This is a genomic window from Pseudomonas oryzihabitans (genome assembly GCF_006384975.1).
GTDB lineage: Bacteria > Pseudomonadota > Gammaproteobacteria > Pseudomonadales > Pseudomonadaceae > Chryseomonas > Chryseomonas psychrotolerans_B.
Genome location: NZ_CP021645.1, coordinates 2,384,794 through 2,396,316, shown reverse-complemented (window position 1 = coordinate 2,396,316; position 11,523 = coordinate 2,384,794). Strand labels below are relative to the sequence as shown.

The 11,523-nt window shown below is 66.8% G+C and carries 8 protein-coding genes; 5 read left to right on the top strand and 3 right to left on the bottom strand.

All coding sequences use genetic code 11. From position 1 onward, the window contains the following. The first annotated feature begins 17 nt into the window (after window positions 1-17). From CCZ28_RS10620 to CCZ28_RS10600, 5 genes are all read left to right on the top strand, one after another. On the top strand, window positions 18-1,388 hold the full coding sequence (locus tag CCZ28_RS10620) for a chloride channel protein (RefSeq protein WP_140217876.1): 1,371 nt from the start codon (window positions 18-20) through the stop codon (window positions 1,386-1,388). 243 nt (window positions 1,389-1,631) lie between these two features. Beyond that, on the top strand, window positions 1,632-4,073 hold the full coding sequence (locus CCZ28_RS10615; RefSeq protein WP_140217874.1) for a glycogen/starch/alpha-glucan phosphorylase: 2,442 nt from the start codon (window positions 1,632-1,634) through the stop codon (window positions 4,071-4,073). Window positions 4,074-4,250: 177 nt separating this feature from the next. After that, window positions 4,251-6,347, top strand: coding sequence for a glycogen debranching protein GlgX (gene glgX, locus CCZ28_RS10610; RefSeq protein ID WP_140217872.1), 2,097 nt, complete (start codon window positions 4,251-4,253; stop codon window positions 6,345-6,347). 155 nt (window positions 6,348-6,502) lie between these two features. Beyond that, window positions 6,503-7,513, top strand: a complete 1,011-nt coding sequence (locus CCZ28_RS10605; protein WP_140217870.1) for a class 1 fructose-bisphosphatase — start codon at window positions 6,503-6,505, stop codon at window positions 7,511-7,513. A gap of 159 nt (window positions 7,514-7,672) precedes the next feature. Beyond that, the gene (locus CCZ28_RS10600) at window positions 7,673-8,278 is read left to right on the top strand and encodes a hypothetical protein (protein WP_140217868.1); all 606 of its coding nucleotides are present in this window, start codon (window positions 7,673-7,675) and stop codon (window positions 8,276-8,278) included. Window positions 8,279-8,311: 33 nt separating this feature from the next. Here the strand turns inward: CCZ28_RS10600 and copD are convergent, their stop codons facing one another. Genes copD through CCZ28_RS10585 form a run of 3 tightly spaced genes read right to left on the bottom strand, consistent with a single transcriptional unit; the run spans window position 8,312 to window position 11,412 of the window. Further along, window positions 8,312-9,211: a copper homeostasis membrane protein CopD gene (gene copD / locus CCZ28_RS10595; protein ID WP_240795257.1), complete on the bottom strand. Its 900-nt coding sequence runs from the start codon at window positions 9,209-9,211 to the stop codon at window positions 8,312-8,314. An 8-nt stretch (window positions 9,212-9,219) separates the two neighbouring features. Beyond that, entirely contained in the window at window positions 9,220-9,594 is a 375-nt protein-coding gene (gene copC, locus CCZ28_RS10590; protein ID WP_140217866.1) for a copper homeostasis periplasmic binding protein CopC, read from the bottom strand. A gap of 33 nt (window positions 9,595-9,627) precedes the next feature. Beyond that, complete coding sequence (locus tag CCZ28_RS10585; protein ID WP_140217864.1) at window positions 9,628-11,412, bottom strand: SulP family inorganic anion transporter; 1,785 nt, start codon at window positions 11,410-11,412, stop codon at window positions 9,628-9,630. Window positions 11,413-11,523: the final 111 nt, after the last annotated feature.

Below are 11,523 nucleotides of genomic sequence, written 5' to 3'. Positions count from 1 at the left end.
CCGGTGTAGCCGTATCCATGTCCGATTCCGTCTCGCCCGATCCCGTCTTTCCCGATACCGATCCCGAAGTCGCTGCCCGCCGTCGCCTGCACCTGCAACGGCATCGACGTCGTCGTCGCCTGCGCGAGTGGCGCCAGCGCATCGCCTTCTGGGTCGGGGCTGTCCTGGTGGGCCTGGCCGGCCTGGCCTTCGCCTGGCTGTCCGATCACTCCTTCGGACTGTTCCAGCAACTGCTGCAGCACAGCGCCTTCTGGCCCTGGCTGGTCACGCCGCTGGGCTTCGCCTTGCTGGCCTGGCTCACCCAGGGGGTGCTGCGCGAGGCTCGCGGCAGTGGTATTCCCCAGGTCATCGCCAGCATCCAGCGCGAGGAGCCGGATCTGCGCGCGCGCTTGCTCGGTGCTCCCGTGGCCCTGGGCAAGATGATGCTCACCGCGGGGGCTCTGCTGGTAGGTGGCTCGATAGGCCGTGAAGGTCCCACGGTGCACGTCGGGGCCGCGCTGCTCTATGGCTTCGGCAAGCGCCTTGGCCTGCACGGCCGGCGCACCCTGTCCGGGCTGATTCTCGCCGGTGGTGCCGCTGGTATCGCCGCGGCCTTCAACACGCCCCTGGGTGGGGTGGTCTTCGCCATCGAGGAACTCACCCATATGTTCGAGCAGCGCTTCAGCGGCCTGGTGCTGACCGCGGTGCTGCTCGGCGGCATCGTCACCCTGGGGGTCATGGGGCCCTACAGCTACCTCGGGGACCTGAACCTGCATCTGACCTGGGGGATCGGCTGGTTGGCGGTCCCCGTCGCCGGGGTACTCGGTGGCGTGCTCGGGGGTTTCTATGGCCGCCTGATCCTGCCCACTGAAAAGGGCTGGCTGGGGCGCATGAACGCCCTGCGCCGGCGCCGCCCGGTGGCCTTCGCCGCCGGTTGCGGCCTGGCCTTGGCGGCCTTGGGGCTGTGCTCGGGGCAGCACGTCTTCGGTACCGGCTATGCCGAGACCCATGCCATCCTCTCCGGCGAACCGGTGACCGGCGACGGCTTCCTGCTGTGGAAATTCCTCGCCAATGTCGTCTCCTACCTGGCGGGCATCCCGGGTGGCCTGTTCTCGCCGGCCCTGGCCGTGGGCGCCGCCCTGGGCCCCTGGATGGCCGACTGGCTGCCGGGCGTCAGCCTGGCGCAATGCGCCCTGCTGGGACTGGCCGCCTACCTGGCCGGGGTCACCCGCACGCCGCTGACCGCTACCGTCATCACCCTGGAAATGGTCGGCAGCCCGGACATGACGCTGCCGGTGCTGGCAGTCTGCCTGCTGTCCTCCGCCGTGTCCGGCTGGCTGATGCCGGTGCCGCTGTACCACGCGCTGTCGAAGCAGGTGCTGGACGCCCTGACACCCAAGCGTGATTGAAAGGTGCTCAGCAAGACATCGATCCCAGCCCGTGCGAGGTACGCTTATTAGCGGCGTTCATCTGAAAAGAACGACTAAAGCCATCTATTAGCCTGCTAGCGGCGGGCCTTCCGCCGCCTTGCTGTCCGAAAAAGCTTGGACGTCTCTGTCGTTTCGCCTAAAAAGTAAGAAAAGCGGCACGCGCTGCCTTATCCGCGGCCACTTCGCGATCTGATTCCTAAGCGCTTGCAGAGGTCAATCCTGATGACGAGACCCCGCTTCATCTCGCCCAACGAAGTTTCCGCCCTGCGCACCAACATCCTCTCCAAGCTCACCTACGCCGTCGGCAAGGACCCGGACAACGCCCTCGATCACGACTGGTTCCAGGCCACCGCCCTGGCCGCGCGCGACTACATCGTCGACCGCTGGATGAGCCGTACCCGCGAGGCCTATCGCACCGGGCAGAAGCGGGTCTACTACCTCTCCCTGGAATTCCTCATCGGCCGCTTGCTGATCGACAGCCTCTCCAACCTGGGCATCCTCGAGGAAACCCGCCGGGCCCTGGCTGATCTCGGCGTCGACCTGGAACGCATCCGCGGATTGGAGCCGGACGCCGCCCTGGGCAACGGTGGCCTCGGCCGTCTGGCCGCCTGCTTCATGGAAAGCATGGCTACCCTGGGCATCGCCAGCCATGGCTACGGCATCCGCTACGAACATGGTCTGTTTCGCCAGGTGATCGCCGACGGCTTCCAGCTGGAGCAACCGGAGAACTGGCTGGACTTCGGCAACCCCTGGGAATTCGAGCGCGCCGAGGTGGTGTACGAGATCGGCTTCGGCGGCAGCGTCGCGCCCTATGGCGAAGGCGATCCGCGGCGGCAGATCTGGCATCCCGGCGAGCGCATCCGCGCGGTGGCCTACGACACCCCGGTGATCGGCTGGGGCGGGGAGGGCGCCAACACCCTGAGACTCTGGCGGGCCCGGCCGCTGGAGATCCTCCACCTGGAGACCTTCAACGCCGGCGACCACGTCGGTGCCGTGGCCAACGAGGCCCGCGCCGAGAGCATCTCGCGCGTGCTCTATCCCGCCGACAGCAGCGAGGCCGGCCAAGAACTGCGCCTGCGCCAGGAATACTTCTTCGTCGCCGCCTCCCTGGCCGACCTGACCCGTCGCCACCTCAAGCAGCACCACGACCTGCTCAGCCTGCCCGAGCACGTCGCCATCCAACTGAACGACACCCACCCGGCCATCGCCGTCGCCGAACTGATGCGCTTGCTGGTGGACGTCCACGGCATTCCCTGGGACGCCGCGTGGAGCACCACCGTCGGCACCCTCAGCTACACCAACCACACCCTCTTGCCGGAGGCCCTAGAGACCTGGCCGGTGCAGCTGATGGAACGTCTGCTGCCGCGGCACATGCAGATCATCTACCTGATCAACGCCCAGTTCCTCGACTCCCTGCGTGCCCGCGGCGAGACCGACGGCGGCATGATCTCCTACGTCTCCCTGATCGATGAAAGCCAAGGCCGCCGTGTGCGCATGGGCAACCTGGCCTTTCTCGGCTCCCACAGCATCAATGGCGTCTCCGGCCTGCACACCGACCTGATGCGCAAGACGGTCTTCCGCTCGCTGCATCGGCTCTATCCGGACCGGATCAACAACAAGACCAACGGCATCACCTTCCGCCGCTGGCTGCACCAGGCCAACCCGGCGCTCACCGACCTGCTGGTGGACACCCTCGGCCAAGGCGTGCTGCACGATCCCGAGAAGACCCTGCCGGCGCTCAAGCCCTACGCCAACGACAGCACCTTCCGCGAGCGCTTCGCTCTGCAGCGCCAGCGCAACAAGGACACCTTCGCCGGCCTGGTCAAGCAGCGGCTGGAGATCAGTCTCGATCCCAGCGCGCTGTTCGACGTCCAGATCAAGCGCATCCACGAGTACAAGCGGCAGCTGATGAACCTGCTGCAGACCATCGCGCTGTACCAGGCGATTCGCGACAACCCCAATGGCGATTGGACGCCGCGGGTCAAGATCTTCGCCGGCAAGGCCGCGGCCAGCTACCACCAGGCCAAGCTGATCATCAAACTGGCCAACGACGTGGCCAAGGTGGTCAACAACGACCCCCTGACCCGCGACCTGCTCAAGGTGGTCTTCCTGCCCAACTACAACGTCAGCCTGGCCGAGGTCATGATCCCGGCGGCGGATCTGTCCGAGCAGATCTCCACCGCCGGCATGGAAGCCTCGGGCACCAGCAACATGAAGTTCGGCCTCAACGGTGCCCTCACCATCGGCACCCTCGACGGCGCCAACGTCGAGATGTGCGAACTGATCGGTGCCGAGCACATGTTCATCTTCGGCCTCAAGGCCGCCGAGGTGGAAGAGCGCCAGCGCAGCGGCGGCATTTCCTCGGACATCATCGAGAATTCGCCACGGTTGTCCCAGGTACTGGCGGGCCTGCGTGGTGGGCAGTTCTCACCCGAGGATCCGGCGCGCTACAACAGCCTGCTGGACGTCTTGACCTGGCACGACCGCTTCCTGGTCTGCGCCGACTTCGACGCCTACTGGGACGCCCAGCGCCAGGTCGAGACCCGCTGGCAGCAGCCGGACAAATGGTGGCAATCGGCGGTGATCAACACCTCCAGCATGGGCTGGTTCTCCTCGGACCGCACCATCCGCGAGTACGCCACGGAAATCTGGAAGGCGTTGTAAGAGGGTTCTTACGTGGTCATCCCGACCATCGCGGCCATGGGCCGCTCCTACAAAGTTGAACTCCTGTAGGAGCGGCCCATGGCCGCGATAAGCAACGCCCGGAATGAGAACCCCCATCCCTCTCGACGTCTACATCCCAGAAGAATCCGTCCCGCCAGCCTTTCACCTGGAGCCCCCATGCCCCGTACCTTCACCCGCCTCGAGGCGGGCAGCCCCGCCCATTACGGTGCCACCGTCGTCGACGACGGGATCAACTTCGCCGTCTGGTCGCCCGCCGCCGAGGCCGTCGAACTCTGCCTCTACGATGCCAAGGGTGAAGCCGAGACCCAGCGCCTGGTCTTTCGCGAGCACGAAGGCGGTGTCTGGCACGGCTTCCTCCCCGGCGCCAAGCCTGGGCTGAGTTACGGCCTGCGTGCCCAGGGCGCCTATCGACCCCAGGACGGCCTCAGGTTCAATGCCCACAAATTACTGGTAGATCCCTGGGCCCTGGCAGTGGATCGACCCTTCCAACTCCATCCCAGCACCTATGGCTTCCATCCCGACGACCCCAATCGTGCGGACGAGCGCGATAGCGGCGCCCACGTCCCCAAGGCCATCGTCCTGCCACCGCTGGACACTTTCGCGCCCAGCCCCAAGCGCCGCGACGCTGGCCTCATCTACGAACTGCACGTGCGCGGCCAGACCAAGCTGCATCCCAAGGTTCCGGCGCGTCAGCGCGGGACCCTGGCCGCGCTGCGGCATCCGGCGCTGATCGAGCACTGGCAGCGCCTCGGCGTCACCACCCTGGAGCTCCTGCCCATCGCCGCCTGGGCCGACGATCGCCATCTGCCGGCCCTCGGGCTGGCCAATTACTGGGGCTACAATCCGGTAGTCATGGCCGCCGTCGATCCGCGCCTGGCGGGCGCCGATGCACTGGGCGAGTTGCGCGAGACGGTAGCGGCGCTGCAAGGCGCCGGCTTCGAGGTGCTGCTCGATGTGGTCTTCAACCACACGGGCGAAGGCGACGAACTCGGCCCCACCTTCAACCTGCGCGGCCTGGACAATGCCGGCTATTACCGGCTGCAGCCGGACGATCCGGCGCGCTACATCAACGACATGGGCTGCGGTAATTGCCTGGCGCTCTACAGTCCGCCTGCCTTGCGCCTGACCCTGGACAGCCTGCGCCACTGGGTCACCGCCGCGGGCGTCGATGGCTTCCGCTTCGACCTGGCCCCCGCTCTGGGCCGGTTGGAAAGCGGCTTCGACCGCGATGCGCCGCTGCTACAGGCTCTGGCCCAAGACCCGGTGCTGCGCCAGGTACGACTGGTGGCCGAACCCTGGGACATCGGCCCCGGTGGCCATCAGGTCGGCGCCTTCCGCGCGCCCTGGCAGGAGTGGAACGATGCCTTCCGTGACGACGTGCGCCGCTTCTGGCGCGGCGACGAAGGCCTGCGCGGCGCCCTGGCTACCCGGCTGGCGGGCAGCGCCGACCTCTTCGGCACGGGCGATCGTCTGCTGCGCACCAGCGTCAACTTCATCACCGCCCACGATGGCTTCACCCTGGCCGATCTGGTCAGCTACGCCGAGAAGCACAACGAGGCCAATGGCGAAGGCAATCGCGACGGCACCACCGACAACAAGAGCTGGAATAACGGCGTGGAAGGGCCGAGCGATGATCCGGCCGTGCAGGAGGCCCGCGCCGCCGACCAGCGCGCCCTGCTGGCGACCCTGATCCTCGCCGGTGGCGAACCCATGCTCACGGCCGGTGACGAATTCGGCCGTACCCAACAGGGCAACAACAATGCCTATGTGCAGGACAACGAACTCTCCTGGCTGGATTGGCAGCAGGCTGCCAGCCCCGCCGGGCAACGGCAGAGCGCCTTCGTCGGGCGGCTCATGGCCCTGCGTCAGGGGCTTCCGGCCCTGCATGCGCAACGACTGCTGGGGCGGCCCGATGCCAATGGCTGGGTCAGGATCGAGTGGCTCGACGCCGATGCTACGGCGATGGACGAAGGACGCTGGCAGGCGCCTGGCAGCCTGCCGCTGAGTCTCACCTTCGAACCCCTCGATGGCGAAGACCAGGCCCAGGGCGCGCGAATCTGGCTGGCCTTCCAGCCACGGCGCGAGCAAATCGAGCTGCGTCTGCCGCCGTCACGTGACGGACATCACTGGGTGATACAGCTGGACAGCAGCCAGCCTGAACTGGAACCGGAAGGGGTAGTCTATCCCAGCGCCGAAAATCTCCGTGTGGGCCGAGGCGTACTGCTGGCCGTGGAGACTCCGGACGCGCCCTGACGCCTGCCGTCGCCAACGGTGATAATGGCAACGCCCGTTTCGGGCAGGCGTTGCTGTGCATCGTGTCCCGACCTGGCTGGTCTGTCCGCTCTGCTTGAGACGGAGCTTGAGCTTTGGCGCTACACTCGCGCCCATCATTACAAGGAGTCGCTCTGATGAACCGCATATCCCTCAGTCGTTACCTCATCGAACAGACCCGCAGCCACAAGACGCCTGCGGACCTGCGCTTCCTCATCGAGGTGGTGGCACGGGCCTGCAAGCGCATCAGCTACGAGGTGTCCAAGGGAGCGCTGGGCGGCGTACTCGGCAGCATGGGCACCGAGAACGTCCAGGGCGAGGTGCAGAAGAAGCTGGACGTGCTGTCCAACGAAATCCTGCTGGAAGCCAACGAGTGGGGCGGTACCCTGGCCGGCATGGCCTCCGAGGAGATGGACCAGGTCCATCAGATCCCCGGCCACTACCCCAAGGGCGCCTACCTGCTGATGTTCGACCCGCTGGACGGCTCGTCCAACATCGACGTCAACGTCTCCGTCGGCACCATCTTCTCCATCCTGCGCAAGGACTTCGTCAGCAGCACCACCGGTGACGTGACCGAAGAAGCCTTCATGCAGAAGGGCACCGAGCAGGTCGCCGCCGGCTACGCCATCTACGGTCCCCAGACCATGCTGGTGCTGACCCTGGGCGACGGCGTCAAGGGCTTCACCCTGGATCGCGAGCTGGGCAGCTTCGTGCTCACCCACGAAGACATCTCCATCCCGGAAAGCACCGCCGAATTCGCCATCAACATGTCCAACCAGCGCCACTGGGATGCCCCGGTCAAGCGCTACGTCGACGAGATGCTGGCCGGTAAGGAAGGCCCGCTGGGCAAGGATTACAACATGCGCTGGATCGCCTCCATGGTGGCCGACGTCCATCGCATCCTCACCCGCGGTGGCATCTTCATGTACCCCCGCGATGCCCGTGAGCCCGAAAAGCCCGGCAAGCTGCGCCTGATGTACGAGGCCAACCCCATGGCCATGCTCGTCGAGCAGGCCGGTGGTGCCGCCACCAACGGTCACCAGCGCATCCTCGACGTCCAGCCGGATGCCCTGCACCAGCGGGTCGCGGTGTTCCTGGGCTCCAAGGAAGAAGTCCTGCGCGTGACCGAGTACCACCGTCAGCGTTGATGCTTCTGCCGGACCGCCTGCAACGGGCGGTCCGGTCGCTCCCCTCCGCATGCCGTTCAGCTCCGATTCAGTACCGTTAATCCGCCGATAACCTGCGTCTAGCGAAGATGGCGGCACAGCCGGTCGGGCTGTATCTGAAATGCGTGAGGAGCTAGTTAGATGAATGCCCTGAAATCCCGTGTCGTCCTCTTCGGTCTGCTGGCGGTGGCCAGCCACTCGGTCTTCGCTGCTGATACGCAGAACTTTGCCGGCCTCACCTACGGCAGGAGCTACGACAACTTCAACAACAGTCACGCGCTCAATAGCAACCTGAATAGCCCCGACACCGACGGTGCCATCGACGGCAACAACACCTGGGGTCTGCGCCTCGGTCAGCAGAACGATGCCGGTCGCTACTACGCCACCCTCGATCAGGTCAGCGGCAGCAGCGATGGCATCAAGCTGCGCCAGCAAGACCTCACCGGCAGCTACGACGCCTTCTACCCGCTGAGCAATAGCACCAAGCTGTTCGGCGGCGGCACCCTGGGTCTGACGCGGGTCACCCAGGATGGCTCCAGCTACAGCCACAACGGCGATACCGGCTACCTGGCCGGCGTGCAGGCGGGCATCCTGCAGCAGGTCAACGACCGCACCTCGCTGGAAGCCGGCTATCGCTACCTGCGCAGCAACGCCAAGCCGGACATCGACGAAGACGGCACCAAGCTCGGCTCGACCCAACTCGACAGCACCAAGGAAATCTACCTGGGCATGAACGTCTATTTCTGAGGATTACCGGGGCGGTGCGAGCCGCCCCACTTGCTAGCTGTAGGGATCGAGACCGGAAAAGCCCGCCACCAGGGCGACGGCGAGCACGCCCAGGGCGATCTCCATGGCGGTGGCCCGCCGCAGCCACAGCAGCGCACCGGGTCCCTGAGCCAGTCGCGGCACCAGCACATAGCGATTGAGCAGCGCCAGCCCGACCATCCCCGCCACCACCAGCACCTTGCCCAGCAGCAGCCCCGAGTAGGGCGTCAGTTGGAAGAGTCCTGCAGGCCCCAGAATCAACAGGGTGTTGAGCGCGCCACTGAGCAGCGCCAGCGCCACGCACACCTGACCCGGCAACGAATAACCGCGCAACAGCTCGCGGACCTCGGCCTTCAGCGTCGCCGGTGGCCGCTGCAGACAGAGCAGCACGCCGGGCAGACTGCCCAGCCAGAGACCGGCGCTCAGCAGGTGCAGCCCTTGATTCAGCTGGTGCGCGATACCCAGGGCGCCCCCCGTTGCCGCCGCATGGCCGCCCAGCGCCAGGCTGGCCAGCAGCGTGCCACTCAGGCCCCAGAGCACGCTAGTGCCTCCTTTCAAGGGTCCGCCCAGCAGCCACAGTGCCACCAGCGCACCCAGGGGTAGTTGCCAGCGCCAGGCCTGTCCCGCGTCGGTGGCCAGGAAGAGTCGCCAGACCGCCAGGTTGAAGGCGTCCGTCCAGCCATCGCCCACCAGCGCAGCCTGCACCGGCAACTGCGCGACGACGCCGGGCAGCAGGAGGGCACCCAACGCCCGCGCGCTCCCTCGCGCCCGCTCCAGCAGCCAGGCGCGCAGCCCGGGCCGAGCCAGCCAGAGCGCGAGCGCCAGGTAACCCCAGGTCAGCAGCAGCGGCAGCAGGAGCAGGGCGCGGGTGAGCGGACGCCAGGCCTCGGGCGTCGCCAGTCCGACCTCCAACACGGGAAGGCTTATTGGACGGTGAAGCGGTAGTCGCCCTGGGTCTTGTGTCCATCCTTGGCCAGTACCCGCCACTTCACCTGATAACGGCCCGCCGGCAGCGGCGCTTCCAGCGGGACTTCCAGGGTCCGGGCATCGGTACCGGAAATGACCTTGCCGGTGGTGATCGCCGTGCTGGCCTGGCCATCCAGACGCTGCAACTGCACCTGGCTCAGTGACGCCTCGATACCTTCGGAAAAGGTCAGGCTCAGCTGCTTCGGTGCCTGGCTGCTGGTGCTGTCGGGCGCCGGCTCGGCGCTCTTGAGATGACCATGGGCCAGCGCCAGGCCCGGTAACAGCAGGCAGGCCAGGGCGAGCGAACGGGCGCGAGACAGGACGGCAGGCATGAGCTTCTCCAGCGGCAGGGTAAAACCGCCAGCTTAGCAGTCCGTGCGGGTCTCGTCCCTGGCCTGTTCCGCCGCCCGTGCCGCGCACTCCACGAAGATTCGCGCGGTGCAGGTCCGACACACCTCCGGGTCCAGCCGCGGATAGATGCTGCGCAGGGCCTGGTCCTTGGACGAAAACACGTGTCCTTCGCCCAGTTCCTTGAGGAAGCCGGTCTTGGCGAACAATTGCAGCACCGGGGTGCGCGGTCGATGGAAATACAGATCACCGCCCAGGCCCCGTCGCTCGCGCCATTCGCGACGCCAGAGATCGTTACCCGCCAGATCGATGAAATTCATGCTCTTGGTCATGAACAGCGCATGCTTCTGACCCGGCTGGGTACGGCGAAAGCCATCCAGTTGATCGGTGACATGCTGGACGGCGCCGAAGAACACCGAGCCCTCCACGCGCACCAGCTTGAGCTGTGGGCATTCCTGCGCCCGATGGCCCAATTCGTCCAGCGGGGTGAAGCGGCGTTCAGGGGTGCTCGCATCCGGTACCAGCGGGCGGATCGCCGGATGGGAGGTGCGATAGAGGTAGGCCACCAGGGACACCAGGGTGCCCAGCAGTACGGCGCGGTCCAGCGGGATGGTCAGCGTCGCCAGGAAGGTCACGCCGGCGACCAGCGCCTCGGTACGGCTGACCTGCAGCACCTCGCGCCAGCGTCCCAGGTCCAGCAGACCTCGTGCCACCAGCAACAGGGTGGCGGAGATCGCCGCCAGCGGAATGGTGGCGATCAGGGCGCCCCCGAAGGCCACCAGGGCCACGACCAGCAACGCCGCGAATACCGCCGCCAGCGGCGTACGGGCACCCGCCTCCAGATTGGGCATGGAGCGATTCAGCGAGCCGCAGGAGACATAGGCCGAGAAGCAGCCGCCGGCCAGGTTTGCCAGCCCCTGGCCGATGAATTCGCGATTGATGTCCAGCCGCTGGCCGGAACGTTGGGCGACTGCCTTGGCGATGGACAGCGACTGTCCCAGCGCCACCAGCGTCAGGGCCACGGCGATCCCGGAGAGATTGCCCAGGTCCGTCAGGGTGACGTCGGGCAGGTGAAAGGGCGGCAACGCCGAAGGAATGCGGCCGACCGTGGCGATGCCCTGGGCCGCACCGGGCAGGCTGCGTTCCAGCACCCAGGCGCAGAGGCAACCGGCCAGCAGGCCCAGCAGCATGTTCGGCCAGCGCGGCCGCAGCCGACGCAGCAGCAGGGTGGCGGCCAGGGTCACCACGCCGATCGCCAGCGACGGCCAGTGGATCGCCAGGGGATGGGCGAGCAGGTAGCCCAGCACGCCGAACGCCGAGGTACCCAGGGGCGGCGACAGGCCGAACAGATCCTTGAGCGAATAGAGTCCGATGAGTACGGCGGCGCCGCTCATGAAACCGAGCAGCACCGAGGGCGAGATGAAGTTGGCCACCGCGCCGAGCCGGAGCGCCCCCACCATCAGTTGCAGCAGGCCGACCAGCAGCGTCACCGCCAGGGCCAGGTCGATATAGGGGCTGGAGCCGGCCAACGCCAAGGGCGACAGTGCCGCCAGCAAGGCCAGGGAATTGGCGTTGGTCGGTCCGGTCACCACATGCCGGCTGGAGCCCGCCAGGGCCGCGACGATGCAGGGTACCACCGCCCCGTAGACCCCATATTGCGGCGGCAATCCGGCCAGGGTAGCGAAGGCCACGCCCTGGGGTAGTGCCAGCACCGCGCCCAGCAGGCCTGCGCCGAGGTCCGCCCTCAGACTGGTGCGGTCCACCTCGCGGAGCCAGGGCAGCAGGGTGGAAAGGGCGGGCATGGGGCGCTCCTGGAAAAGGGGTCGCCCACTCTACCGACTCCGGCTGTCAGCAGGCTACCGATGTCCCGCCTTCCATGATCGTCCTCGCGACAGGGCTAGGGCGACTCCTGG

What these genes read in the sequence shown, in the direction of transcription:
- CCZ28_RS10585 (WP_140217864.1), bottom strand. Translation starts at nt 11,412, where the DNA reads ATGCCCGCCCTTTCCACCCTGCTGCCCTGGCTCCGCGAGGTGGACCGC.
- CCZ28_RS10600 (WP_140217868.1), top strand. Translation starts at nt 7,673, where the DNA reads ATGAATGCCCTGAAATCCCGTGTCGTCCTCTTCGGTCTGCTGGCGGTG.
- glgX (WP_140217872.1), top strand. Translation starts at nt 4,251, where the DNA reads ATGCCCCGTACCTTCACCCGCCTCGAGGCGGGCAGCCCCGCCCATTAC.
- CCZ28_RS10615 (WP_140217874.1), top strand. Translation starts at nt 1,632, where the DNA reads ATGACGAGACCCCGCTTCATCTCGCCCAACGAAGTTTCCGCCCTGCGC.
- CCZ28_RS10605 (WP_140217870.1), top strand. Translation starts at nt 6,503, where the DNA reads ATGAACCGCATATCCCTCAGTCGTTACCTCATCGAACAGACCCGCAGC.
- CCZ28_RS10620 (WP_140217876.1), top strand. Translation starts at nt 18, where the DNA reads ATGTCCGATTCCGTCTCGCCCGATCCCGTCTTTCCCGATACCGATCCC.
- copC (WP_140217866.1), bottom strand. Translation starts at nt 9,594, where the DNA reads ATGCCTGCCGTCCTGTCTCGCGCCCGTTCGCTCGCCCTGGCCTGCCTG.